The sequence below is a fragment of the Parabacteroides sp. PM6-13 genome, assembly GCF_029892605.1.
Classification (GTDB): domain Bacteria; phylum Bacteroidota; class Bacteroidia; order Bacteroidales; family Tannerellaceae; genus QVMG01.
Map to the genome: position 1 here is coordinate 24,018 of NZ_JARXWF010000015.1, position 25,384 is coordinate 49,401.

At 46.0% G+C, this 25,384-nt stretch carries 22 protein-coding genes and 1 pseudogene; 7 read left to right on the forward strand and 16 right to left on the reverse strand.

Features of this window, described 5'->3' with window-relative positions:
- The first annotated feature begins 13 nt into the window (after window positions 1-13).
- Together M2134_RS13330 and M2134_RS13335 are read left to right on the forward strand one after the other, a co-directional pair.
- Window positions 14-3,328 (forward strand): DUF5107 domain-containing protein, encoded by a 3,315-nt coding sequence (locus M2134_RS13330; protein ID WP_280751612.1) that lies wholly within the window; start codon window positions 14-16, stop codon window positions 3,326-3,328.
- 5 nt (window positions 3,329-3,333) lie between these two features.
- The gene (locus M2134_RS13335; protein WP_280751549.1) at window positions 3,334-5,688 is read left to right on the forward strand and encodes a beta-galactosidase; all 2,355 of its coding nucleotides are present in this window, start codon (window positions 3,334-3,336) and stop codon (window positions 5,686-5,688) included.
- Window positions 5,689-5,770: 82 nt separating this feature from the next.
- On the opposite strand, the gene M2134_RS13340 is transcribed toward M2134_RS13335, so the two are convergent.
- Both M2134_RS13340 and M2134_RS13345 read right to left on the reverse strand, forming a co-directional pair.
- Window positions 5,771-6,688: a helix-turn-helix domain-containing protein gene (locus tag M2134_RS13340; protein ID WP_280751550.1), complete on the reverse strand. Its 918-nt coding sequence runs from the start codon at window positions 6,686-6,688 to the stop codon at window positions 5,771-5,773.
- 13 nt (window positions 6,689-6,701) lie between these two features.
- Window positions 6,702-7,301 carry a TetR/AcrR family transcriptional regulator gene (locus M2134_RS13345; protein ID WP_280751551.1) on the reverse strand — a complete coding sequence of 200 codons (600 nt, stop codon included), beginning with the start codon at window positions 7,299-7,301 and terminating at the stop codon, window positions 6,702-6,704.
- Between the two features lie 239 nt (window positions 7,302-7,540).
- Here M2134_RS13345 and M2134_RS13350 point away from each other — a divergent pair, with 239 nt between their 5' ends.
- Window positions 7,541-8,539: a malate dehydrogenase gene (locus M2134_RS13350; protein WP_280751552.1), complete on the forward strand. Its 999-nt coding sequence runs from the start codon at window positions 7,541-7,543 to the stop codon at window positions 8,537-8,539.
- A gap of 5 nt (window positions 8,540-8,544) precedes the next feature.
- Here the strand turns inward: M2134_RS13350 and M2134_RS13355 are convergent, their stop codons facing one another.
- Window positions 8,545-9,567, reverse strand: coding sequence for an N-acetylmuramoyl-L-alanine amidase (locus M2134_RS13355; protein ID WP_280751553.1), 1,023 nt, complete (start codon window positions 9,565-9,567; stop codon window positions 8,545-8,547).
- The gene (locus tag M2134_RS13360; RefSeq protein ID WP_280751554.1) at window positions 9,561-10,127 is read right to left on the reverse strand and encodes a 3'-5' exonuclease; all 567 of its coding nucleotides are present in this window, start codon (window positions 10,125-10,127) and stop codon (window positions 9,561-9,563) included. The genes M2134_RS13355 and M2134_RS13360 overlap by 7 nt, the downstream gene beginning before the upstream one ends.
- Window positions 10,128-10,368: 241 nt before the next feature.
- Between M2134_RS13360 and M2134_RS13365 the strand changes: the two genes are divergently transcribed.
- Together M2134_RS13365 and M2134_RS13370 are read left to right on the forward strand one after the other, a co-directional pair.
- Entirely contained in the window at window positions 10,369-11,055 is a 687-nt protein-coding gene (locus M2134_RS13365) for an energy transducer TonB (protein WP_280751555.1), read from the forward strand.
- Between the two features lie 116 nt (window positions 11,056-11,171).
- Complete coding sequence (locus M2134_RS13370) at window positions 11,172-11,645, forward strand: MaoC family dehydratase (RefSeq protein WP_280751556.1); 474 nt, start codon at window positions 11,172-11,174, stop codon at window positions 11,643-11,645.
- Here M2134_RS13370 and typA read toward each other — a convergent pair whose 3' ends face one another.
- The 4 genes from typA to M2134_RS13390 form a co-directional block, all read right to left on the reverse strand.
- Complete coding sequence (gene typA, locus M2134_RS13375) at window positions 11,646-13,442, reverse strand: translational GTPase TypA (RefSeq protein WP_280751557.1); 1,797 nt, start codon at window positions 13,440-13,442, stop codon at window positions 11,646-11,648.
- 137 nt (window positions 13,443-13,579) lie between these two features.
- Window positions 13,580-14,092: an RNA polymerase sigma-70 factor gene (locus M2134_RS13380; protein ID WP_280751558.1), complete on the reverse strand. Its 513-nt coding sequence runs from the start codon at window positions 14,090-14,092 to the stop codon at window positions 13,580-13,582.
- Between the two features lie 23 nt (window positions 14,093-14,115).
- Complete coding sequence (locus M2134_RS13385) at window positions 14,116-15,468, reverse strand: alanine/glycine:cation symporter family protein (RefSeq protein ID WP_280751559.1); 1,353 nt, start codon at window positions 15,466-15,468, stop codon at window positions 14,116-14,118.
- A gap of 147 nt (window positions 15,469-15,615) precedes the next feature.
- Entirely contained in the window at window positions 15,616-17,133 is a 1,518-nt protein-coding gene (locus M2134_RS13390; protein ID WP_280751560.1) for a hypothetical protein, read from the reverse strand.
- A 209-nt stretch (window positions 17,134-17,342) separates the two neighbouring features.
- Between M2134_RS13390 and M2134_RS13395 the strand changes: the two genes are divergently transcribed.
- Window positions 17,343-17,924 (forward strand): YqiA/YcfP family alpha/beta fold hydrolase, encoded by a 582-nt coding sequence (locus M2134_RS13395; protein WP_280751561.1) that lies wholly within the window; start codon window positions 17,343-17,345, stop codon window positions 17,922-17,924.
- A gap of 28 nt (window positions 17,925-17,952) precedes the next feature.
- Here the strand turns inward: M2134_RS13395 and M2134_RS13400 are convergent, their stop codons facing one another.
- From M2134_RS13400 to M2134_RS13410, 3 genes are all read right to left on the reverse strand, one after another.
- Entirely contained in the window at window positions 17,953-18,342 is a 390-nt protein-coding gene (locus tag M2134_RS13400; RefSeq protein WP_280751562.1) for a hypothetical protein, read from the reverse strand.
- Between the two features lie 99 nt (window positions 18,343-18,441).
- Window positions 18,442-18,765 carry a helix-turn-helix transcriptional regulator gene (locus tag M2134_RS13405; RefSeq protein ID WP_280751563.1) on the reverse strand — a complete coding sequence of 108 codons (324 nt, stop codon included), beginning with the start codon at window positions 18,763-18,765 and terminating at the stop codon, window positions 18,442-18,444.
- Window positions 18,766-18,895: 130 nt separating this feature from the next.
- Window positions 18,896-19,633, reverse strand: a complete 738-nt coding sequence (locus M2134_RS13410; RefSeq protein WP_280751564.1) for an N-formylglutamate amidohydrolase — start codon at window positions 19,631-19,633, stop codon at window positions 18,896-18,898.
- 89 nt (window positions 19,634-19,722) lie between these two features.
- Between M2134_RS13410 and M2134_RS13415 the strand changes: the two are divergent.
- Window positions 19,723-20,127, forward strand: a pseudogene (locus tag M2134_RS13415) (ADP-ribosylglycohydrolase family protein); the annotation flags it as partial.
- Here M2134_RS13415 and M2134_RS13420 read toward each other — a convergent pair.
- From M2134_RS13420 to M2134_RS13440, 5 genes are all read right to left on the reverse strand, one after another.
- Window positions 20,089-21,972, reverse strand: coding sequence for a leucine-rich repeat domain-containing protein (locus tag M2134_RS13420; RefSeq protein WP_280751566.1), 1,884 nt, complete (start codon window positions 21,970-21,972; stop codon window positions 20,089-20,091). The pseudogene M2134_RS13415 and the gene M2134_RS13420 sit on opposite strands and share 39 nt — an antisense overlap.
- Before the next feature lie 99 nt (window positions 21,973-22,071).
- Window positions 22,072-22,536 carry a hypothetical protein gene (locus M2134_RS13425; protein WP_280751567.1) on the reverse strand — a complete coding sequence of 155 codons (465 nt, stop codon included), beginning with the start codon at window positions 22,534-22,536 and terminating at the stop codon, window positions 22,072-22,074.
- A gap of 208 nt (window positions 22,537-22,744) precedes the next feature.
- Window positions 22,745-23,275 (reverse strand): hypothetical protein, encoded by a 531-nt coding sequence (locus M2134_RS13430; protein WP_280751568.1) that lies wholly within the window; start codon window positions 23,273-23,275, stop codon window positions 22,745-22,747.
- 3 nt (window positions 23,276-23,278) lie between these two features.
- Window positions 23,279-23,842 (reverse strand): DUF3575 domain-containing protein, encoded by a 564-nt coding sequence (locus tag M2134_RS13435; RefSeq protein WP_280751569.1) that lies wholly within the window; start codon window positions 23,840-23,842, stop codon window positions 23,279-23,281.
- Between the two features lie 280 nt (window positions 23,843-24,122).
- Complete coding sequence (locus tag M2134_RS13440; protein ID WP_280751570.1) at window positions 24,123-25,163, reverse strand: Fic family protein; 1,041 nt, start codon at window positions 25,161-25,163, stop codon at window positions 24,123-24,125.
- Between the last annotated feature and the right edge of the window lie 221 nt (window positions 25,164-25,384).

Here is a 25,384-nt window from a genome sequence, read left to right on the forward strand (position 1 = left end):
AACGGAAAAGGGCCTGGTGCGGGCGTGGCATGAAGAGGTGGTAATCCCTACCTATGAGGTGGGCGAAGCAGAGAAGAATCCCATTTTTCTGGAAAAGCGTGTGTATCAGGGGAGCAGTGGGGTGGTCTATCCCTATCCTGTGATCGAAAGCATTGCCGATGAGAAGTGTGACAAAACATACCAGGCAGTGTTTCTGGAGAATGAATATATCAAGGTGATGATTTTGCCGGAATTGGGCGGGCGCGTGCAGATGGCGTATGACAAACTGAAAGAGCGTCATTTCATCTATTACAATCAGGTGGTGAAGCCTGCCTTGGTAGGGCTTACGGGGCCATGGATTTCAGGCGGTATTGAATTTAACTGGCCGCAACATCACCGCCCGAGTACCTTTATGCCGGTGGATTACTCGATCGAAACGTTCGAAGACGGTAGCGTGACGGTGTGGGTGAGCGAAATGGAACGTATGTTCCACCAAAAGGGAATGGCCGGCTTTACGTTGCGTCCCGGCAAGGCTTACCTGGAGGTGAAAGGGCGATTGTATAACCGTACGGAGGTACCGCAAACCTTTCTGTGGTGGGCTAATCCGGCGGTGGCGGTGAATGATTACTACCAAAGCGTGTTTCCACCGGATGTAAATGCCGTTTTCGATCATGGCAAACGGGCGGTGTCCGACTTCCCTATAGCTACCGGCACCTATTATAAGGTCGATTATTCGGCAGGAGTTGATATCTCTAATTATAAAAATATACCGGTGCCCACCTCCTATATGGCGATCAATTCGCGTTTCAACTTTGTCGGAGGCTATGAGAATGATACGCAGGCAGGTGTGTTGCATGTGGCCAATCATCATATCTCACCGGGCAAGAAACAATGGACCTGGGGTAATGGTGATTTTGGGCGGGCGTGGGACCGCAACCTAACCGACGAGGATGGTCCTTATATTGAATTGATGACCGGGGTGTATACGGATAATCAACCCGATTTCACCTGGTTGCAACCCTACGAAGAAAAGAGTTTTGTGCAATATTTCCTGCCTTACCGGGAACTGGGCGTGGTGAAAAACGCCAGCCGTGATCTGTTGATGAACATAGATCCGACAGCGGATGGCCGCGTTTGTGTGAAGCTGTTTGCCACCTCCCGGCAAAAAGTAACTATTTGCCTGAAGGGCGAAAGCCGGATCTATTTCGATCAATCGGCCACACTCTCTCCGGAGGAGGTGTTTGAGCAGGTGATCGATTGCGCCGGAGAGCCGTTCAACCAACTGCATCTGTCGATATCGGCCGGTGGCAGGGAATTGCTTTCCTGGCATGCCGAGCCGGAGGAGGCGAGACCCATACCGGATGCGGCTGAGGCGGCGCTTCTGCCTCACGAGATCGCTTCGACCGAACAACTCTATCTGACCGGACTGCACCTGGAGCAATATCGCCACGCGACCTATAACCCGGTTGATTATTATGAAGAAGCATTGCGGCGAGAACCTTCTGATGTGCGCAATAATAACGCGCTTGGATTATGGTATTTGCGCAAAGGGCGTTTCGCAAAGGCAGAGCCCTATTTCCGCGCGGCTGTCAAGACCTTGTTGCAACGCAATCCGAATCCCTATGATGGTGAGCCGTTCTATAACCTGGGCTTGGCCTTGAAATACCAGGGGCATTATGACGAAGCATACGAAAAATTCTATAAATCCTGTTGGAACGGAGCCTGGCAGGACGCGGGTTACTTTGCCTGCGCACAGATCTCTACCCGGCAGGGACGCCTCGATGACGCGTTGGAAGAGGTAGATCGCTCGTTGATCCGCAACTGGCATAACCATCAGGCACGCCATCTGAAAACCACCCTGCTGCGGCGAATGGGCAGAACAGAGGAGGCGCTGCAACTGATTGAAGACTCTTTGCGGATCGATCGTTTCAATTTTGGTTGTATCTATGAAAGATATATTATTACTCAGTCTGTCGATGAGCTGTCGGCATTTCATCAGCTGATGCGCAAGGAGGCGCATAATTACCAGGAGATAGCCCTCGATTATGTGGCGGCCGGATGCTGGGAGGAGGCGGTCTCCATCCTGGAAGCAGCCATAGAGGTGGAAGCAGCCGATCCGATGACCTATTATTATATGGGCTATAGCCGGAAACAGGGCGGACTCAAAGGGATGGAAGAGGCCTTTGAACAGGCGTCAAAAGCTGTGCCTGACTATTGTTTCCCAAACCGCCTGGAGGCTATCCTGGCCTTGCAATGCGCGGTAGAGGTGAACCCGGCCGATGCGAAAGCCTATTACTATATCGGGAATCTGTGGTATGACAAGCGTCAATACGATCTGGCGATAGAGGCTTGGGAGGCCTCCCGCCAAGCGGACGACAGCTTCCCCACAGTGTGGCGTAATCTGGCACTGGCCTGTTTTAATAAAAAGCAGGATGCCAAGCGAGCCATCGAGTATATGGAACGTGCCTTCCAACTCAACCCTTCGGACGGACGCCTGTTGATGGAGCTCGATCAGCTCTATAAACGCGTGGGACGTCCGCATACAGAACGGCTGGCTCTCCTGCAACAACACGAAATGCTTCTTATGCAACGTGATGACCTCTACCTGGAACGAATCACCCTATTGAATCAGACCGGCGAATATGCGAAGGCGAAATCCCTCTTGGATGCCCGGATGTTTCACCCATGGGAAGGCGGCGAAGGCAAGGTGCCGGCACAGTATCAGATAGCCCGTGTTGAAATGGCGAAGCAGCAGCTTCAGGCAGCTCGTTATGAAGAGGCCTTGTCGCTGCTCGAGGAGTGCCTGGTTTATCCGCCTCATCTGGGCGAAGGCAAGCTGTTTGGCGCGCAGGAGAATGATTTTTATTACCTGATGGGATGCGCTTATGAAGGAGTAGGCGAGGCGGAAAAGGCGACCCGCTGTTGGGAAAAGGCGGTGGTCGGCTCAACGGAACCGGCGGCAGCTATCTATTATAATGACCAGAAACCCGATAAGATCTTCTACCAGGGTCTTGCCTTGCTGAAATTGCACCGTCCGGAAGAGGCCGAAACGCGCTTCCGGAAACTGATTGCCTATGGCGAGAAGCACCTGGCTGACCAGATCCGGATCGATTATTTTGCCGTGTCGCTGCCGGATTTGCTTATCTGGGAAGACGATCTTAACCTACGCAATGTGATTCATTGCCGGTATATGATGTCGTTGGGTTATGGGGGCTTGGGCGAAATGGATAAGGCACTACCTCTCTTGGAAGAGGTCGAGAAGCTGGATATCAATCACCAGGGTATTCAGGCATTCAGGAGCCTGATCCCTTTACTTATTACCCATTCATTCACGAATAAACAATTGTAATCCGTATGAAAAAGCTTTTGTTTTCTTCTATAGCCTTGCTGTTAGGGCAGTGGGCTTTCGCACAAGCGGAATATAGCATCACTATTCCGCAAACCCCGCACGAGATCACCACGGGGCATCTGAACCTGGGCGGTGTCAACCCGGCGGGAACACCAATCGATTTCAATAGCTTTTATATGCGTCTGGGCAATAAGCCCTTCATCCCGGTGATGGGAGAGATGCACTATAGCCGTTTGCCGCATGTCTATTGGGAAGAGCAGATACTGAAAATGAAATCGGGAGGAATCAATATCATTGCCACCTATGTGTTCTGGAACATACACGAAACGGAGGAGGGCGTGTTCGACTGGTCGGGCGATAAAGACCTGCGCCAATTCCTTCAATTATGCCGTAAGCATGAGATGTTTACCGTTGTGCGTGTAGGGCCTTTCTGTCATGGCGAGATACGCAATGGTGGATTGCCCGACTGGCTCTACGGTCGTCCTTTCGAAGTGCGCTCCAATGATGAAGGCTATATCCATTATGTCAAGCGCTTGTATCATAATATTGCCAAACAGTTAGAGGGGCTCTATTATAAAGATGGCGGAACGATCGTCGGCATACAGCTCGAAAATGAATTACAACACTCCGCGGCTCCCTGGGCTTTCTCCTATACAGGGCAGCCGAAAGAGTCGACTGTCGCCAATTATGACGCGGCGATCACAAAGATTGGTGTAAGCGTGCAGGATCAGCGCATTGCTTATGCTGACCTGGGCACCGAACACCTGAAGAAACTGAAAGAGATAGCCGTTAGCGAGGGCATGATTGTGCCCATGTACACCGTGACCGGCTGGGGTATGGCAGCCGTTTTGGAGCATGAGGCGATTCCGGTAACGGCCGCCTATCCCTATCCCTTCTGGGCGCAACCCTCCATGTCGCCCTTCTTCCTCTTCAAAGATATTCAGCGCCATCCCGACTATTCACCCGTGCGCTACGACGGATCACAATATCCCTCTTTCTGCGCGGAGATGGGTGTCGGCATACAGATCACCTACGCGCGTCGTCCCCGCGTGGTGGCCGAAGCCTCTGAGGCGTTGATGCTCCGCACATTGGGCTCGGGTGCCAACGGGATCGGTTATTATATGTATCATGGCGGCCTTACGCCACGCTATGCCGGAGGAGGTTTCTTCAGCGACCAGCCGATGGGCGTGCCTAAGATATCGTATGACTTCCAGGCACCGATCGGTGAGTATGGAAAAACCAAAGACTCGTATAGCTACCTACGTATCATTCATCTGTTTACGGATAATTTCGGAGACCGGCTTGCCCCGATGGGCGTGGTTCTGCCGGAAACCAACGAACGCATCAAACCCGAAGACAGGGAAACACTCCGTTACGCGGTGCGCTCGGATGGCAAAGCGGGTTTTGTGTTCCTCAATAACTTCCAGGATCATGATGAGCGGATCGATCAATCCGTGGACGGTTTAGATATCAAGTTGAGCGATGAAACGATCCATTTCCCGGCCTTCACCCTGCGAAAAGGGGTAAGTGCTATCCTGCCGTTTAATATGCCGATCGGTCGTTTGTTGCTGAAGCACGCCACCGCGCAGCCACTCGCCAAGACACAAACCGGCGGTAAGCCCCACTATTTCTTCTATGCACACGAAGGCATAACACCGGAATATCAGTTCGACAAAAAGAAAGTGCGCAAGGTGGTGCCCGGCCTGAAGAGTTCGTTTACGGTCAGAGATACCGACGGCACCGAGATTATCATTACGACATTGACCCGCGAACAGGCATTGACCTTCACTCAGTGGGGCGACAACTTCTGCCTGACCGCCGCCACGCTTATGCAGGATGGTGCCGATATCACCTTACAGTCGCGTGAGAACCGATTCACCTGTGTGCTTCCGGCCACGGCGAAGCCTGCTTTCGACAAGTATACGCCTACGGTCAAAAAGCAGGGACTGTTTACGGAATACACCCTGGCGGTGCCTGCCGTGCAGATTGATTTTGAAGTGAAAGAGGTGAGTAAGCAGCGGTATACCTTCGATATGAAGAAATCCGCCTTTACCGAAGACCTGAGCGATATCATCCTGGATATCGACTATGTAGGCGACAACGCGGTGGCCTTTATCGACGGAGAGATGATAAACGACCATTTATACTACGGCAATACCTGGCAGATCGGCCTGAAGCTCTATGCCGATAAGATCGACCGAAAAGGAATGTATTTCTATTTCCGCCCGATGTACAAAGATGCCTCGTACCTGATTGATTTTGAAAAAGAGAAGGTGCCTGTGTTCGAAGGCAAGACGGTATGCAACGTCCATGGTCTGCGGGTTATTCCGGAGTATAAAACGCGTTTTAGATTGGACTAAATAAGCTCCAATAAAATTCAAAACAACTTCTAATATCAATAGGTAATAAGGTTAGGTTACCGAAAAAGGAAGGAGGGCGCGGTTAAACCACCCGCGCCTGCATCCTTCTGTATTCAATCGGGGAGATGCCGTGGTGTTTCTTGAAGAACTTTCCGAAGGTCGACTGGTCGGAGAAGTTGAGTTCGTCGGCTATCTGCTGCACGGTGGCTCCGGTTGTTTTCAACAGCTTCCGGGCCTCCAAGATCAGGTTCTCGTCGATCCAGCGGTTGACGGTCTTGCCTGTCAATTCCTTAATGATCAATGTGAGGTATTGCGAGGTGATGAATAGGCGGTTGGCATAGAAGGCTACCTCATGCTGTTCCTTGTAGTTTTCCATCAACAGGTTCAGGAATTTGTTGAATATCTCCTCTTTGCGTGTCGACGGGTGCAGGAAGGTATTTTTTGACCTGTTGTCTAAACTATGGAACAGATCCAACAATAAGGAGAAGAAACTAACAGACACCTGCTCTTTGTAGTAGGAGTGGGTAGGCGACTCTATTTTCTTTTTCAGATTGACGAAGTCCATGTCCAACAGGGTGATATCTTCCGTGGTTAGGCGGACTTGTAACGCGCGTTTGATCAACAGCTGATAGAAGAAAGAGAGGATCTGCTTGTTGCTGATACATTCATCCAGGTAATTCTTCTCTGCGATAATCATCTGCGCCTTGAAATCGGGACTGACCGATAAAAAACGAATGGCATCTCCCGAGAGCATCAAAAGGAAATCCCTACTCTCGAGCGAATAGGTAACGCCTTCCGTCTGTATTGTGCATTCACCTGCCAATACCCATAACATCATCCGCTTGTCGGAGTCGATCGGAAAGCGGTAAGCCGCCTCTTCTATTTGTCCGTTTATGCTGGAGGCATCCAGGGAACCCAGCCCCAACACATTGTTGTAGAGGGTAAACAGACCATTGAATCTGTCAAGGTCGCGAATCTCTTCCATATTGTTCCATTCCATATCCGTAGCGTTTTTAATGTTTGTCAGTTGTTCTGATAAATAGGTCTTTCAGGTATTCACGGAAACGAAAGAGTAATTCATCCGGATATTGCTCCGGACAAAATACATATTGCACAGAAAAGCCTTTTATGACCGCCATCAGGTGAATCATGACAAGCTGTGTGTTTCCCGGGAATTTGTGTGAGAAATAATGGGTGTACATCCCTAAAATATGCTCTGTCTGCGGCAGATGAAATTCCTGTAACGATTGCATCACCTCCGGCTGCAAAGAGAGTTGATAATATAATTTCATCTCTTCTTTCCGGGTGTGGAAAAATTCGAAAATATAGTCGATAAAATGCAATAACTCATCGTCTTCCAGCATCCCGTCATGATTCGGATCAAGCGCGTTCAGCATCTCTTCGATCAGACGTGTCATGATGATGCGAAGCAACGTCTCTTTGCTGTCGAAGTAGTTGTACATTAACCCTTTGGATATGCCGGCTTTCTCCGCGATCACTTTGATCGACGTGGCAGCGTATCCCTGATTGGCAAACAGCTCCAGGGCGGTATCCAGGATTATTTTCTTCTTTTCTTCGCGTATCTTTTCGAATTGTTCCGGGGTACGTGGCATCGTATTGCTTTTAACGTTTTGAGGGGGTCGACAGTCTGTTTGTCTGTTTTTTGACTGAACGATCGGTCAAATGTAGATATTCTATTTTATTCCACCAAATAATCGTGTGATATTTTTATGTTTTGCGAGCAGTAAGGCGTCCGGCGACAGGCATTCGCCGCGTTGTTAAACAATTTAGGCCGCTGTGTTGTTGAATCTTATAGGGAGAGATAGTATTAACACCATATAAAAATCTGGAAATGAAAACTCTTACAAATGAGAAATTAACAATCGTTGGAGCGGCCGGTATGATCGGTTCCAATATGGCTCAGTCAGCTATCCTTATGGGGCTGTCATCTGAGATTTGCCTGTATGATCCGTATGCCAAAGGCTTGGAGGGGGTAGCGGAAGAATTGTTGCAATGCGGATTCAAGGGGGTGAACATCACCTATACCGACAAGATTGAAGAGGCGTTGAAAGACAGCCGCTATATCATCACTTCAGGAGGTGCTGCCCGGAAAGAGGGGATGACACGCGAAGACCTGTTGAAAGGAAACGCGGAGATTGCGATTCGGTTTGGGAAAGATGTGCGCCAATACTGTCCGGAGGTGAAGCACATCGTGGTCATCTTCAACCCGGCGGACATCACCGGATTGTTGGTATTGCTCTATGCGGGATTAAAGCCTTCGCAGGTAACGACATTGGCCGCCTTAGACAGTACGCGGTTGCGTAACGAATTATCCAAACATTTCCAGATTCACCCTGATAAGATCACCGGTTGTCGCACCTATGGCGGACATGGCGAGCAGATGGCTGTCTTCTCCTCGACGGCACGTGTGAATGGCAAACCGTTGGACGATCTGATTGGAACCTCCGTTCTCACCCACGCGGAATGGGAAGCGATCAAAGAAAGAGTGGTGCAGGGCGGTAAAAACATCATCACCTTGCGGGGACGCTCCTCTTTCCAAAGCCCGGCTTACCTGTCATTGGAGATGATAGAAGCGGCGATGGGCGGCAAGAAGTTCGACTGGCCGGTAGGTGCTTATGTCTCCAACGGTCATTTCTCGCATATTATGATGGCGATGGAAACAACTTTGGACAAGAACGGTGTGCATTGCCAGGCCGTAAAAGGAACCCCCGAAGAACATCAAGCGTTGCAACAGAGCTATAACCATTTGTGCGCTTTGAGAGACGAATTGATCCAATCGCAGGTTATCCCTTCGTTGGATGACTGGAAGCAGATCAATCCGAATCTGTAGGGAGATTATTTCGACTTTTGGTAGTCGGCCACAAAGCCGGCATAAAGCCAGTTGGCCAAGGCGTCGCGGTTGTTCACTGATACGATGCGCTCCTGGTCGGCGCTGTTTTGAATGTTTCCCAACTCCACGTACAAGGCGACGGGCGTCGCCTCTTTCAGTACGTATAGATTACGTTGTTCTACGGTACCCGAGAAGCCTCTTTGCGGCTGAAACCGGCGGTATTTGTCGGAAAAGGTTTGACGCATGGTCTGTGCCAATTGTTTGCTGGCCTCGGAAGGTGAGTGATAGAAGAAAACATCCAATTGTTTGTGAACCGAGCGGCTATCGATATGAATAAAGATGGCCCGGGCATACGCGGGCTTCTCCTTTTGATAGAGCTCATTGATTTTCACGCAACGCTGCTTGAGTCGTTCGACCTGCCGAAGTGGGATCGGGTCACCCATGCAGGTTTCTGTTTTATTGTTTTTCAGGATCGTTTCATTGCGTATGCCGTCTTGAGCGTCCTGAATAATGATGTGTACCTTGGCGCCCCGCGTCATCAGGTTGCGAGCCAGGCGCAAGGCGATGTCATAGGCATACTCATCCTCATGCAACTCCTGTTTGCCCTTCTTGCCGATCGCGCCCGGGTCGGGGCCTCCATGGCCGGAAACGACATAATAGGTAGCCCCTTTTAATTCGTCGGATATCACCTCGTATTCTTCCAGCCCCTTTCCAAACAGAGGCTCACGCAGTTTAGTCTTCGTGGCGGTCGGTTGTGCTGTCGCGTCTTTTTTGAGGGGAGGCAACGTGTATACGACGCCCCGCAAGAGGGATTGGTTTTTGCCGAATTTCCCTTTGTTGAGCTCCAGGAACTCTTTCTGATAGTCCGCCCCCGCCCTGTTGTTGCGTCGAAGGAAAGCATACATACCCTCTCCTTCACGCGGCCGGTCTTTCTCCTGAGCCAAAAGGGTGAATGTTCCTAAAAAGAGAAATAGGAGTAACGTATATATTTTCTGATTAAACCGATATGTATCCGGCAGGTTTACCATCTTCCCAGTCTCCGGTAAACCTCTTTGGTCAGTTCAATGTCGTAGGAGGCATCGTGCAGGCGATCCACATCAGGTTCGATGCCCAGCTTGCGGGCGACGGTCTCCAGTTTGAAATCAGGCATCAGCCTTCGCTCCTCCATGAGGTGGTGTGTGGCAAGTACCATCACATCGATAGCGTTTACCCAAAACCAGGAGTAGAAGAACTGATCGTCATTCTGCACAAAGAAGGCCTTCAGGAAGTAATTGTCGAAAGAGACGTTGTTGTAGCCCACCAAGTAGAATTTATCTTGCCGGTCGTATTTATCTACATACTTGCCCAACAGCGTGATCAGTTGCGCATAGACTTCGCGCATGGGCGGGTAGGCCATGATCTGTTCGCGCGTTACGTTGCACACCCGAAGGGCATCCTCCTCAATCTCGCATTTCGGATGGGGTTGCACGTTGAAGTTGAAAGATTCTTTTGTCTCTCCGTCGATAACCACTTCGCCGCTTATCTGATGTATCCCGTTACGCCAGTATTTAATTCCGGTCGTTTCTAAGTCAAAGAAGAATAGCTTCATCTGTCGTTTTTGTTTTTCTGTTCTTTCACTACAAATATAATATGATCCGAGAGAATAGACGTATTCTTCAGAGGGTTTTTGGTCCCATCTTCATTTAAGACGCACACCCTGTGGTCTTGTCTTTAGATAAAATAGACTATTCTTTTGTGGAATCACTTTCTTCGGGATCATCTATTAGGTAAAGGCAACAATAAAGCGCGCGTTTGTCTTTCATAAGTTGAATCCTATAAGAAGAAATGGTATGGAAAAGAAGAAAACAGAAAGAGCAAATTTAGAAAAAGGGAAATCAGTGAACCTTTTGATGGGTATTGTCGTTGCCATGGCGATCTTGTTTGTGAGCTTTGAATGGGGCACGACAGAGGTGACTATAAGTTTGGCAGACAGGCTGGGCGATGTGGAATGGACGGATGAGATACCGATTACGATTACGGAGCCAACTCCTCCGCCCCCTCCACCTCCTCCTACGGCAGTGGCAGAGATCCTGACGGTGGTCGAGGATGATGCCATAGTCGACAGTACGCCTATCATAACATCGGAAGACACGCAGGAGAATCCGCAGGAAGAGGTTTACCTGCCACCTGTGATCGAGGAAAAAGAGGAGGAGGATGCCAATCAGATCCACACCATTGTGGAAGAGATGCCTGCCTTCCCGGGCGGCAACGCCGCCTTGATGAAGTTTATCTCCCAGGCGATCAACTACCCGGTTGTTGCGCAGGAGAACGGTGTATTCGGCCGGGTGACCTGTTCTTTTGTGATCAATACCGACGGGAGCATTGTCGATATAGAGGTGCTTCGTGGTGTGGATCCCTCGCTGGACAAAGAGGCTGTGCGGGTGATCGGCACGATGCCTAAATGGAAACCGGGCATGCAGCGTGACAAACCGGTACGTGTACGCTACACGCTGCCGATTGTCTTCCGACTGCAATAGCTGGCCTCCGACTGCACATTCCCCTTAATTATGTGCAAAAAACGCTTTGAGTCTTCCTAAAATGGGGTATCTTTGCAGCTGATTAATAAAAGGGTTTAACGTTTAAATTGGAAACTATGCTTGAAATTAACAGCTACAAAGAGTTTGAGTCTTATTTAGGACAAGAAATAGGGGTGTCTGATTATATGACTATTACGCAGGAACAAATCAACCTGTTTGCTGATGCAACCCTGGATCATCAGTGGATCCATGTTGATGTAGAGAAGGCAAAAGCGGAGAGTCCTTTCCAGCATACCATCGCTCACGGATACCTCACCCTGTCGGTCTTGCCTCATTTATGGGCACAAATCGCGAAGGTCAATAATGTGAAATCATTGATTAACTACGGCATTGAGAAACTGAAATTCAATCAACCGGTCATTGTTGGCAGTGAGATACGCCTAAAGGTAAAACTACAATCGATTGTCAACCTGCGTGGCGTTGCTAAGGTAGAAATGAAGGCGACTATGGAAATCAAAGACAGTAAGAAGAGTGCCTTTGATGCCATAGTCGTTTTCCTTTATAATTTTGAAGAGGGGTACGCGGAGTAATTACCGCGATGCCCTTTTGCGTTCGGTCTCATCGAGGATGATCTTACGCATACGCATATAGTTAGGCGTAATCTCCACGTATTCATCCGCTTTGATATATTCCAGTGCATCTTCCAGACTGAAGACAATCGGTGGGGCCAACGCTACTTTATCGTCCGAACCGGATGCACGCATATTGGTCAGTTTCTTCGATTTGGTCACATTCACCACCAGGTCGCCCTCTTTGGTATGTTCACCTACTACCTCGCCGGCATACACCTCCTCACCGGGAGGAATAAAGAATCTTCCGCGCGATTGCAGGTTGTTCAGCGCATAAGCAAAGGCGGTGCCTGTCTCCATCGCAATGATAGATCCATTCATGCGGCGCTCGATATCACCTTTCCAAGGTTGATATTCCAGGAAGCGGTGAGCAATGATTGCTTCGCCGGCCGAGGCGGTGAGTAGTGAGTTGTTCAATCCGATAATACCGCGCGACGGAATCATAAATTCCAGATACATACGTCCGTTTTTGCTCTCCATCATGGTCATCTCCCCTTTGCGCTTGGTCACCAGGTCGATGATGCGGCTCGATGATTCTTCGGGCAGGTTGATGGTGAGATGTTCTACCGGTTCGCATTTCACGCCATCGATCTCTTTGATGATCACCTGGGGTTGTCCGACCTGCAGTTCATATCCTTCGCGACGCATCGTTTCTACCAGTACCGACAGATGCAGTACGCCACGTCCATACACCAGCCAGGCATCGGCCGAATCAGTCGGCTCCACGCGCAGGGCCAGGTTCTTATCCAGTTCCTTCTGTAGCCGTTCGTATATATGGCGGGAAGTAACAAATTTACCATCTTTCCCGAAGAAAGGCGAGTTGTTGATCGTAAAGAGCATCGACATCGTCGGTTCGTCGATGGCGATGGTAGGCAGCGGATCCGGATCGTTCACGTCACAAACGGTTTCACCAATCTCGAACCCTTCGATCCCAATCAAGGCGCAGATATCGCCCGAAGAGACCGAGTCGACCTTGGTGCGTCCCAGCCCTTCAAACACATTGACCTCTTTGATTTTCGACTTCACCTGTGTGCCATCACGTTTGCACAGCATGATATCCTGCCCTTCGTGAAGCTCTCCGCGATGCACGCGCCCTACGGCGATACGTCCCACATAACGCGAGAAGTCCAGCGATGTGATCAGCAATTGTGAAGTACCTTCCAACACCTCCGGTTCCGGAATATGTTCGATGATAGCATCCAATAAAGGGTAAATATCTTCGCGCGGAGTCTTCCAGTCGTCCGACATCCATCCCTGCTTGGCCGATCCATAGATCGTTGGGAAGTCTAACTGCTCCTCGGTGGCATCCAGGCTGAACATCAGATCGAATACCATCTCCTGCACCTCCGATGGACGGCAGTTGGGTTTGTCTACCTTATTAATAACAACGATGGGTTTTAAACCGATCTGAAGCGCTTTCTGCAATACGAAGCGCGTCTGCGGCATCGGCCCTTCGAAGGCATCTACCAACAGTAGGCAACCGTCGGCCATATTCAGTACGCGTTCCACCTCCCCACCGAAGTCGGCGTGTCCCGGGGTATCAATAATATTGATTTTGCAATCTTTATAATTAATGGATACATTCTTGGCCAGGATCGTAATCCCACGCTCTCGTTCAAGATCGTTGTTGTCAAGGAATTGGTCGGGTTCTGCCTGTCCTTCGCGGAAAAGCTTGCCTGCTAATAACATTTTGTCTACCAGGGTCGTTTTGCCGTGGTCTACGTGTGCGATAATCGCAATGTTCCTAATGTTTTGCATTGAAGACTAAAATTTTGTGGGCGCAAAGGTACGACTAATTTGCGAGTTTAGACTTATATACAGGCCGCTCTTTTCGTTATGCCTATCAATAAAATGACTATGCAACGATAGACGTTAATCTCCAAATCATTCCATCCTTAAGAAAAAAAGAACAAATAAATCCGATGGGCTGTTTCGCGGAGGGATTTTAGGGCTTTGCTCATTTGGTTTTCAACGGTTTTGATGGAGATGTGCAGTTCGTCGGCTATTTCCTGGTATTTCAGGCCGTCGCGTTTGGAGAGGAGGAAGATGCGGCGGCGTTCGGTGGGCAGGTCATCGATGGCTTGCCAGAGGCGGGCATCGCGTTCGGCGCGCAGGATATCTTCGTCGACGGTCGGGTCTTCCCGGTCGGGCAGGGCATCGGCCGATTCGAGTTCGGGCGATTGCTGGAGAAGCGTCAGGCTACGGTTGCGCACCGCCTGATAGAGATAGGCCTTCAGGTTCAGGATAGCTGCTCCTTCGGCGTTCTTCTCCCAGACATCTGCAAACGCCTGTTGCACCACATCCTCCGCGTCTTCCATACGCTCCAAATAGCGCATGGCAAAAAGACATAACGGACGATACAGGGCTTTAAACTGTCGTTCGAATTCTATTACGCTTATTTTCCCCATAGACAGACAAGAAAACTCGCCGGTTATTGATCATGTTCATCCAGTTTTCCTGCCCAAAGATACTTATTTGTTTCCTTTATCAATACCCCGGAAAGAAGCAACAGCGAGATAAGGTTGGGAATAGCCATCAACGCGTTCATACAGTCGGAGAAGTTCCAGACAAGCGCCAGGTTCGTGACCGAGCCAACAAAAATGACGATAATCCAGAGCAACCGATAAAACTTAATCCATTTTCTTCCGCCCAAAAACTCGATCGCCTTTTCTCCGTAGTACGACCAGCCCAAGATGGTAGAGAAGGCAAAGGTGACAATCCCCACGGAAAGAACGATCGGTCCCACGATCGGGATCTTATCGAAGGCAGCCTTCGTGAGTGCCGCCCCTTGTGTATAGTCGATATCCGGATGTGCCAGGATGCTACTAACCAAGACAATACCCGTTATCGCGCAAATAACGACGGTATCCCAAAACGTACCACTGGCCGATACCAACGCCTGCCGAACCGGATTGCGTGTTTGCGCGGCAGCCGCCACAATCGGTGCCGACCCCATACCTGACTCATTCGAAAACAGCCCCCTGGCTATCCCATAGCGGGCAGCCATCAAAACCGTGGCACCCACAAATCCTCCTCCGGCAGCCTGGGGCGTAAAGGCAGACTTGAAGATCAACGAAAGCGCCTCGCCCAGATAGGCGGAGTTGAGGTAAAGAATAAAGAGGCAACCGCCAACATAGAAGATAGCCATAAAAGGGACAAAGGCCGTACATACCTTGGCAATGCCTTTCACACCAAACAGAATCACCAAGGCGACACCTATACTCAACACCAGTCCAGTCGCGTAAAACGGTATATCCCAGGTCTCATTCAGCAACATAGAGATGGAGTTCGCCTGCACACTATTGCCGATGCCAAAGGCAGCCAGGGCAGTGAAGATACAAAACAACACAGCCAGCCACTTCATCTTCAGCCCGGTAGACAGGGCATACATCGGTCCACCAATCATTTCGCCATTTTCGCCCTTCACCCTGTATTTCACCGCGAGCAGCCCTTCCGCATATTTGGTGGCAATACCAAACACCCCGGTGATCCAGCACCAAAACACAGCGCCCGGCCCACCCAGGCTGACGGCGGTCGCCACCCCGATGATATTTCCCGTACCGATGGTGGCCGCCAGGGAGGTGACCAACGCACCAAACTGACTAACATCCCCTTCGGCCTGTTTATCGCGCGACACCGAAAGACGAATGGCGGTAAATATCTTCCGTTGAGGAAACTTCAGAAGAACCGTGAGGTATAAATGTGTGCCTAACAGCAAAATAATCATGGGCCATCCCCATAAGAACGAACTAAACTCGCTAAAGAAACGGTCTATGCCTTCCATTTTTTATTGTTTATCGTTTGCTAATAAAACAAAAATAGAGAAAACAAATAGAAAAGCAAGAAACGGGGAAAAATATACCCGTTTTTTTTATTCTCACCCGCATGAGAATTTTTTCTCACGCGGGTGAGAATTTTTTTTGCCGCTTTTTTAGGGCGTGAAAAAATCCTGTTTTTCTGCCTCTCGTTGCCGATTTTGGTCGATGAAACCGGCAAAACGGGAGTCGCCATACTCCTCCCGGGTCAAAGCGATCATTTCCGCCACGGTGTATACCTCTTTTTTTACGGTGAGCCTGTTCTTTATAAAGTCACGCGTACCGAAGGCACAAGCGCCGGTGATGGTTCGATAGGCCACAACGGCCTCCTCCAGCGTCAACTCGGTCTCCGGTGTCAGATATTCGTAGTCACTCTTATCACGTTCGCTCATCTTGAAGAAGAGGTCTTCTTTAGCCTCCTTCAAGGTGTCGCCATGTGCCCAATGGCCTTTGCCATCGGTCACCAAGTAGGTTTCCTGCTCTTCATTCAGCCTTTTCACTTTGTAGACATGCCCCTTTTGGGCGACCACCTCCGTGAATAATCCATCAACTAAGATATATTTCCCGTCTTGCCATGTCATAGCCTCGTTTTTCGATCGATCCCCTACCAATGACAACAGACTGACATAGTCGGGTGATTGTATGTGACCTATACTTAACGAACTCATCTCTGGACGAAAGTCATCAGATAGCGAAGTGATACCCTCTAAGGATAAGTGTCTGCCTACTACAGGAGCAAAGTCGGCAGGCAGGGAGCTTAAGCCATTGAGATACAATGACCTGCCTACCTTCAGATTGAAATGATCAGGCAACTCCGTAAGGGATGACAGACACAAGTCGCCGCCGACAATGGGATTAAAGCCTTCCGAAATAGTTGTGCAACCGGATAAACCGAGTGAACCTCCTACGATGGGACAAAAGTCACGTGGGACTGTTTTCAACGCATACAGCTCCAAATCCCCTTGAACAATAAGATTGAATCCTTCCGGGATGGAGGTGACAGCGTCTAACGAAAGGTCTACCGTATGGGGATTAAAGCCCTCTGGAATCTGAGTGATACCTAAAGACATACGTCCGCCCACAGTGGGATTGAACCCTTCGGGCAATTCGGTGAGCTTGTTCAGATATAGGTCGTCCGGCACCTTCAGAGCGAAGCCTTTCGGCAAAGTTACCACATTACAAAGATCCAAATAGCTGCCTACCGTCGGGTTGAACCCTTCAGGCACAGTCGTGAGCGCGGATAGAGATAAGCCACCTCCCACAATAAGATGGAAGTCTTGGGGTATATGGGTCAAACCATTCAATTGCAAATTCCCCTTCACCGTCGGATTGAATCCTTCGGGCAGGGTAGTCAGGCTGTCTAAACACAGACTTTTTTCAATGACAGGACTGAACCCTTCGGGTAACTTGGTTGCCCTCGCCAGGCAGAGGTATCCCTCCACACGGGGATTAAAGCCTTCGGGTAATTCGGTCACCTCATTCATATACAGATCACCCTTTACATGCGGACTAAAGCCTTCGGGTACAAAAACCAACCCATACAAGTCGAGGTTTCCGTTTACCATCTCTTCCCCCCTAAACTGCTCTTCAGTAATACCTACTAATGCACAAAACTGCTCACTTGTCATTTTCATATTCTTTTGTTTTTTAATTCTTTCTATTCCAAGAAAGATGATTCACTGAAGCTAATTATACACAGGAGGGGAGGGGGATTTCTTGTTTTGAAAAAAAAATGCGCAGCGATAGTAAAAAAGAGAAATAATTGAAAAAAATATGCAGCAACGGAAATTTGGAGCGAGATGTGTATATAATTACCCCTATCACATTAAAAACAAAAGAATTTATGAAGAAAATGATCTACATCCACGGACTCTCTTCTTCGGGCAGTTCACAAACGGTGAAAACACTGAGAACGCTGTTGCCTCAACATGAAGTAATAGCCCCCGACTTACCACTCAATCCGCAAGAAGCATTGAGTTTACTTGTTTCCCTCTGTGAGAAGGAGAAACCCAACCTGATCATGGGCACATCCATGGGCGGTATGTTTGCGCAGCAGCTACATGGATTTGAGAAGATACTTATCAACCCTGCATTTCATGTTTCCGAAACGATGCGAAAACGAATAGGAATCAACCCATTCCTAAACAAACGAAAAGATGGCAGCAGTTCGTATGAAATAACGGAAGCATTGTGTGATGCCTACTTAGAGATGGAGCAACAACAATTCACGAATATAACCCCTTTCGACAAAGAGAATACGTATGCTTTCTTTGGGAATGAGGACGATGAGGTTTGCTGTTATGAAGAGTATCACCAATACTACCAGCACTGCGTTTGGTATTTGGGCAAACACCGCTTGACATTTGAAACAATTCAAGAAAATGTATTGCCAGTCATTGATTATTTATTGAATCAAACGGATTAAGGGCTATATCGCCATGCACCAGCTTTCTCTAACGAGCATTATTTGCTGCCCGGGTGGCTATTTTCTTGCACTTTCGGTCGTAGGTGTGAATCCAATTGCCTTTTTGGGCGGTGAAGGAGTTGCCGGCTGCGCCTTTTACTTCGTATCCGGAAGCCGACATGGAAGCGATTCGCTTACATTTTATGTCGTACGTGTAGATCCAGTTTCCGCTGAGGACAACAAAAAAATCGGATGCTATGCCGACTACTTTTCGATTCGAGGCGGACATAGAAGAACACTTTTTCCCCTTTCCATCGTAGACATGGATCCAATTGCCGACGTTCTGCACATCGGAAATCACCTCTTTGTCAGGGTCCGATGCCATACACGGAGAGACAATTAAACTAATAAAGGCTAATAGGATGAAGATTCGTTTCATATGCATAAATTAATTATTCGGTTGCAATTTATAATTCAACCAATGCTATTTACTTCAACAAAAGTAAGCTATATCTATGCCAAATCAACGCGCAGGTTTTTAGCCATTGCGAGTTCCTCGTTTCCTATGGAGGTTTTTATTAATCTGATCTAATTCTGCCATGGTGGAATAGCGTGGTTCAGACAATAACAAATTTAATTCATCTACATAGCCTAATGCTTTTGCTAAAGAGACAAAAGAGGCTAAAGAAATGGCATACTGAGTTTCAAACTTAGTAATTGTTGGTACCGGCACTCTACTTAACTCAGACAGGGCATTGCGAGACAAGCCCTTTTCCAACCGCCGCTTCTGAAGTTTCTGGGCAAGCCCCTTCATGATATCGTCAGTTGTATTTACTTCGAATGTGTATAACAAATTATTCATACGATAGTATCCCTAACTATAGACAATTAATATTATTATAGTAATTACAAATGTAAAAAGAATTTTTCCATTTTCAAAACGAATCCGGAATCCGCGGATGGTATGCAAGGAAAACGGAGAAAACGATAGCCTAATCGCCTACAACAGCACTCAGTTTTTCAAGGATAGCGATAAGGGCACTATGGATTTTGTAATAGTCAGTTTGTAGTGTTAGGCCTTTGTTTAAGTAGATACGTTTATTGACCTCAATCATGACGGAGTCGTGTTCTGTATTGTCTACAACCAAAGAGCCGCTATAGGGGAAATTCAATGCCACCGAATAGTTCCGAAACTCCAACGTCTCTTTCATGATGAGGCATATTTCCTTTCCCTTTTCATCGTTGTATCCCAAACAAAAGTCGGGCAACTCGCCCGTTTTGAAATCCTCATCACACGCATATGGTTCGTTGCTAAAAGAGTGGCAATCGATCAATAAGGGCTTGATATCGTTATCGTTCAGTCTTTTGACCGCATGATATAGGTTGGCATGATGCTCCCAATACACTTTGTTGACCTCTGCCAAATTGATACGATCGACATCTCTAATCCCCTTCAAGTTGACACCACGCGTATAGCAATAGCCCATCCCCCTTCCGAACATAGGCTCCTTTGAGTTATCGAAATACCTTTCCACATCACAATAAATCCGGGAATACCCAAATTTAACCACCTCTACATGTTGCATAGAATTGTGAAACAGCTTATCCACAAAATGATCCGTCAGGCAATCAATCGACTGAGCCACCTCTTCCCTATCAGTAAACTCATCCCAATTCGGAATATAAGTCGACGCGTGGGGGATATGTAAAATAAGATTGGGGTACTTCATATTGTTTTTTTCGTAAAAGTAGAACAAATAACGATACGTCCCTCCAAATGGATGATATGGACGAAATGGATCTTTTACCCATGCCTCTGGAAGGAGTTAAAGGGGCGCAAGCAACAGCTGTCTGCGTTTATATAGCACGTATAGGAACGTCTAAAGAGCAGATAAAAGCGTATATAGAGAATACTTTTGGTTATGATCTTCAACGCACTTGCGATCAGATACGACCAACTTATCGCTTTAACGAGAGCTGCCAGGGAACAGTTCCGGAAGCAATCATTGCCTTTCTGGGAAGCAATGACTTTGAGCACGCTATTCGCTTAGGAATCTCTTTAGGAGGAGACAGCGATACGTTGGCTGCAATTACCGGTGGTATAGCAGAAGCTTATTACAAAGTCATGCCAGAACATATTCAACAAGAGGTAATTGCACGTCTGCCAGATGAATTTATAGAAGTCCTACGACAGTTTTACCTTAGATTTATTGCGAATAGGTAAGATGTTTTTGAATTTTCCCCAATGCGGATCATTTTTATAAGTCTCGATAGAGACTGATGGTACATATAATTTGCAAACGTCATAATCGATATCCCAAAGCTCATAAACAGAGCAAGGAGATTCGTTGCCGATTGTTATTTTCTTTAGGTTAGAGCAACCCCAGAAGCAATCTTTCTCTATTGTTGTGATATTTTTTGACAGATAGATTTCGGATAAACTTTCACAACACAAAAATGCTCCTTCACCGATTGAAGTGACCGAATCTCCAAGAGAGGCTTTTGTTAAGTATTTATTGTAGGCAAATAGATATTTGCTAATCGATGATATCGAGTTAGGAATACGAATGCTTTGTATTCCACATAGAGAGAAGGCTCCTGTTCTAATCTGCGAAACTGATTCAGGAATGATTATCTTGCTTAAATATTCACATCCCCAAAAGGCAAAACGATTAATACTCTTTACCGTATTCGGAATACGGTATGTCCCCCCTACACATCTTGCAGAACAAATCAAAGTATTCTTCTTTTTGTCAAATAATACGCCATTCCTTGACGCATAGTGTTCATTATCTTTATCGACAGAAATAGCATATAACAAAGGAGAGATTGGACGCTTACTAACTATTTTCACAAAAGAGGCAGGCAAATGGATATCCACAAGCATTTCAATATCTTCAACATCCTCGATCTCAGTAAATTTCCCTTCAAGGACTGAAAAATTAAAACTCTTTATGCCTTCACAAACGACTATCTTTTTTACTCCTTTAAGTAATTGCCGCCATTTCTTCATACATCCTCTCACATTCATCATACCCTTTCCTCCCAAGTAGAGGGCACTTTCTTTTTTCTGCCAAGAAAATGTGTTGATTGTTCCGCTTGTTTCTATTTGGATATAGCAAGGTTGTGTCACATCGGTGACAGGTAAAACATTTTTTAGACACTCCCAACGCTGATCTTTCCTGTAGGTCTCTATAAACTCAGAATGAACAAACAATGTACAAGCATAAGTGTTAATCCCTAAGGCCTTAAAATTTTCATAAGAGAATTTATTAGGAATTACTATTTTCTTTAGGCTATGACAACCCCAAAAACAGTCATTAAACACCTTTTGGATATTTTTCGAGATATAGACTTCGGAGAGATTTTCACAATCCTTAAACGCATTCCATCCTATTGAAGTTACAGAATCGGGAATGTAAATATTATTCAAATTCAGACATTCTTCAAAAGCGCTGAATCCTATCCCTGTTATTGTTATTGGAAGATGAATTTTCTTTAGATTATGACAGCCCTGAAAAGCAAAATCAGCAATATAACGCATACCTTCTGAGATATATACCTCCTCTAATTTACAACATCCGCTAAAAGCATAAATATCCGCCCAAACCACTGATTCAGGTATGAATAGTTTTGTTAAATTAGAACAGCAACTAAAGGCACAACTTCCAATCGAAGTTACTGTATCTGGGATGTGGTATGTTCCTTGTAGTTGATTTGAACAGCAAACTATGTGTGTTTTATTTTTGTTAAATAGTACATTATCTTCTACTGTATAATGATTATTATCTTTATGTACAGATACAGATTGTAGTCTACTGCAATCTGTGAGATTTAGTTTTTCTACTGAAGCTGGTAGGTAAAGTTCTTCTAATCCGTGAAAATTATTTTGTACTGTATCAATGCCAAGAACCCCTTCTCCAATAACAAGTTTTCTTACACCTATACTTATTTTATCCCATATATCTATATATCCTCTGCTTGTCAGCAATCCTTTCCCATCCAAATACAAGATATCTTTATCCTCTCTTCGCCAGGAGAATGCGCCAAATGTGCCACTTCCGTTCATATACAGAATACCTTTTTCTCTCCACCAATGGTATGTGGCGGTAGTATCCTTTGTTTCCGTTCGCATTAATTCAATAGGTGTCTTATGCCTTCGCGATAGTTACTCCACTTTTATGACTGTCATTGCCGTAATACCAGATATCTTTCCGGCAATGAGATCTCCTATATTTTCATTATTCCGCATCACATTGTAAATATACAAAGGACGATCTCGTAGGAAGATCTCAATCTCAACGCTATCGCCAATTTGCAATTTGGAATTTATGCTTTCAACAACTGTGAAGAGCCATTCTTCTTGATGTTCCACTACAACCACTCGTCCAGGTGAATATTCAAAACGTACCTTCTCTCCCTTTTTCAACGTTCTACTCCTAATCATTTCATTACGGCGAATGTATTTTGACGATATGATTGGTTCTGATATATGTTGCAAAAGCATATCCCAATCATCAAAGCCAATGTAGTTCGCTATAATATCTAACGTACTCAGGCGAGGAGTCTGGACACCATCCTTAATAAAACCGAGCAAACGTTTAAGCGTATTGGAACTGACGCTTTCTTTCAATGTGTCCGCTATTTCTCTGGATATATTCTCACAATCAGAAGGGTATCTGATTTTCTTCCCATACTTATTCTCTAACAGGTTGACTATATAAGGTGACAGCATATCGTTTTTTTACAAACGTACAATAAAAAAGCATACTATTCCCCCGTAGTGGACAAAATAGATACGATTAGACGTTGATCCATAGAATAATCTTGCCGTTTCTTTCTCAAATTATTCCCTCTTCTCTCAACTCTTTATAGGTGGGGATTCCTCCGCCTTGTATCTCAAACGGGACTATTCCATTTAATACGTTATTGTCGAATCTGAAGTTTTTGAACTCTAACAAGATCAGGTCCTTTTCCTTTTGATACTCCTTAACCCATACCGTTCCGCTATAATCCAATGGATCGATTTCAGAGGGATATAGGATCGGCAACGGAAACTTCCCGTAACGAAGACAAGCAAGATCCGATTTGCTATGATCACACAAGATGTCTCCCGTTTTCAAATCTTTATAGATCGACCAATTGAAAGACATCTCCTTTACCATATCTTCCTCTATTAGGTAGAGATCAAAATACAAGGTTAAAATATCATACTCCAGACCAGCGCTACATGAGGCTCCACTTCCCTTTATCTCTGTTGCGTTCAATTCGATATCAAAAGGATTACCCCTGAGCAGAGCATTTTTGACCAGTTTCTCACAAGATACGAAGAATACTGCACTAAACAAGATAAAGATAATACTCTTTTTCATACCTTAAAATCTATAGCCAATTGAAATCAATCCATCGAAAATTGAACCAGGTCCCGTTGTCGCCCAAATGCCTTTCTCAAAAGCACCCACAACTCCACCAGTCACATACTCCTCCGGTGTAGGCATGCTACTTACAAATTTCAATCCGAGGTTCGCATCGATAGACCAACGCTCGTTTTTGCCCCAAAATAGTTGATAACCAGCAGCCACACCGGCACCGAAACTGGTGAACGATTGCGTTTGTTCTTCCCATTCTCCATAGCTGTAATCGTGCTTAAAGAAACCCGCTACCACTTTAGCCTGTGCATAAAATCCTTCAGGAGCATTTTTCTTAAAATAAAACCGGGCGATAGGAGCTACCTGAACACCGGGATAACTCGCATAATACAAGGTAGTAATAGCCCCGTAGGTTAACTTTTCATTGTGCACTCTTTCATACTTCACTCTTAACCCATTCCAAATTCTGAAGGGAGAGACCGAGACAATGTTTTTTTGATCATCACTTTGTGCATACCCATTCAACACCGTTGCACACACCAATACAATAACACAAATGACTTTTTTCATAACTTTTCTTTTTATTTGCTGTTTATAATTTGATAAATATTCTCTTTGTTCTCTTGCGACTGCAAATATAAACAACTCATTACGAATATGTTAAATCCATTTTGTCCAATACATCCATTCCGTCCATAGCAGGGTGGGGAAAGGAAGATAGTCTATACATCTAATTAGGTGGGAAGATTGTGCTCAGAATTGAAAAACGGCAGACTTCAACTATGAAAAAGCCTGCCGCCGGTTATGATGTTTGTAGAATTCCAGATTATTGTAGCTATTACTTGTAATCTTACTTCATAGCGTAGTTTGTACCCCTTCCGCTTCCATGTTTTTCTATTAATCCTTTTTCAACCAGCTCTGAAAGAATCCGCTTTACCGTTGGATTTGGTATTGAAAGTCTTTCGGCAATATCCCCAGATTTACTTCCTGGATGATTTGATATAATTGTTATGATTGCCTTTTCTCTTGGCGAAAGTTGTGACTCTGTTCCACTTTGTTCCAATTTTATCATCAATTGTGTTTGAATATTTTTTAATGCATCAAGGAAGAAGAATACCCAATCCGTAATATCTTCATTCGGTCTTTGAGTCTGACAACTCCGTAAGACTCTGTAATACTCTGTCTTGCGACTTTCTATTTCGTGTTCAAAACTAACATACTGAATCCAACTATAACTGTTTTTCATCAACAGAAGGGTAGATAACAGACGGCTCAATCGCCCATTGCCATCCTGAAAGGGGTGGATACTCAGAAACTCATACGTGAAAACAGCACTTTTAATCAAAGCGTGAACCTCCTTTTCTGTATTATACCAAACAATTAATTTTCTGATTGCATCTTCAGTTGCATATCCCGCTTCAGAGGTTTGAAAAATGATTTGCTTTTCGCCATTAGGAAATGTAGCTTCAACAGCATTGTTATGAATCTTGTAATTTCCTTTATGCCAATCATCCTTTTTGCTGTATCGCATCAGGATGTTATGCAGGTTTTTTAAATCATTTTCTGAAATGGTAATCTCAGCATACGATTCCGAAATTGTATCAAGCGTTTCAAAATACCCTACTACTTCTTGGGAATCACGATCTTCCAGTTTTGTTATGTCTATTTCTTGTAGTAAAACATTGATTTCTTCATCGCTCATTTTAGAGCCTTCAATTCTTGTCGAGGCACCAACGCTTCTAACAGTCGCAATACTTTTTAGTTGTTTGAGGCTTTGACCCTCCTTCCTCTCAATTGCACTCCATTGTGAGTCAAAACGGTCGATTTGGCTGATTAGATTAATTAGTTTCCAATCAATATTGAGTTTGAAGTCATATACATTATTTTCCATATTCTCTTTTTATGATACGTTTCGATACGCAAATATACAAATATAATACGAATAAACACATGTTTCGTGATACGATTCGATACGTATTTATTCGATTGTGATACGATAATCCGATACTGCTCCGTTTTATGAAATTGTAGTTAATATACTAAATACAAGACAAATCACTCAAATATACATATGTAAGATTCTGTGACGACATAGTGTTGGCTAATACTTCA

Coding starts and splice junctions, on each gene's coding strand:
- M2134_RS13355 (WP_280751553.1), bottom strand. CDS start 9,567: ATGGTAAACCTGCCGGATACATATCGGTTTAATCAGAAAATATATACG.
- M2134_RS13365 (WP_280751555.1), top strand. CDS start 10,369: ATGGAAAAGAAGAAAACAGAAAGAGCAAATTTAGAAAAAGGGAAATCA.
- M2134_RS13395 (WP_280751561.1), top strand. CDS start 17,343: ATGAAGAAAATGATCTACATCCACGGACTCTCTTCTTCGGGCAGTTCA.
- M2134_RS13405 (WP_280751563.1), bottom strand. CDS start 18,765: ATGAATAATTTGTTATACACATTCGAAGTAAATACAACTGACGATATC.
- M2134_RS13410 (WP_280751564.1), bottom strand. CDS start 19,633: ATGAAGTACCCCAATCTTATTTTACATATCCCCCACGCGTCGACTTAT.
- typA (WP_280751557.1), bottom strand. CDS start 13,442: ATGCAAAACATTAGGAACATTGCGATTATCGCACACGTAGACCACGGC.
- M2134_RS13380 (WP_280751558.1), bottom strand. CDS start 14,092: ATGGGGAAAATAAGCGTAATAGAATTCGAACGACAGTTTAAAGCCCTG.
- M2134_RS13345 (WP_280751551.1), bottom strand. CDS start 7,301: ATGCCACGTACCCCGGAACAATTCGAAAAGATACGCGAAGAAAAGAAG.
- M2134_RS13390 (WP_280751560.1), bottom strand. CDS start 17,133: ATGAAAATGACAAGTGAGCAGTTTTGTGCATTAGTAGGTATTACTGAA.
- M2134_RS13360 (WP_280751554.1), bottom strand. CDS start 10,127: ATGAAGCTATTCTTCTTTGACTTAGAAACGACCGGAATTAAATACTGG.
- M2134_RS13440 (WP_280751570.1), bottom strand. CDS start 25,163: ATGGAAAATAATGTATATGACTTCAAACTCAATATTGATTGGAAACTA.
- M2134_RS13370 (WP_280751556.1), top strand. CDS start 11,172: ATGCTTGAAATTAACAGCTACAAAGAGTTTGAGTCTTATTTAGGACAA.
- M2134_RS13340 (WP_280751550.1), bottom strand. CDS start 6,688: ATGGAATGGAACAATATGGAAGAGATTCGCGACCTTGACAGATTCAAT.
- M2134_RS13430 (WP_280751568.1), bottom strand. CDS start 23,275: ATGAAAAAGAGTATTATCTTTATCTTGTTTAGTGCAGTATTCTTCGTA.
- M2134_RS13350 (WP_280751552.1), top strand. CDS start 7,541: ATGAAAACTCTTACAAATGAGAAATTAACAATCGTTGGAGCGGCCGGT.
- M2134_RS13400 (WP_280751562.1), bottom strand. CDS start 18,342: ATGAAACGAATCTTCATCCTATTAGCCTTTATTAGTTTAATTGTCTCT.
- M2134_RS13335 (WP_280751549.1), top strand. CDS start 3,334: ATGAAAAAGCTTTTGTTTTCTTCTATAGCCTTGCTGTTAGGGCAGTGG.
- M2134_RS13435 (WP_280751569.1), bottom strand. CDS start 23,842: ATGAAAAAAGTCATTTGTGTTATTGTATTGGTGTGTGCAACGGTGTTG.
- M2134_RS13420 (WP_280751566.1), bottom strand. CDS start 21,972: ATGAACGGAAGTGGCACATTTGGCGCATTCTCCTGGCGAAGAGAGGAT.
- M2134_RS13385 (WP_280751559.1), bottom strand. CDS start 15,468: ATGGAAGGCATAGACCGTTTCTTTAGCGAGTTTAGTTCGTTCTTATGG.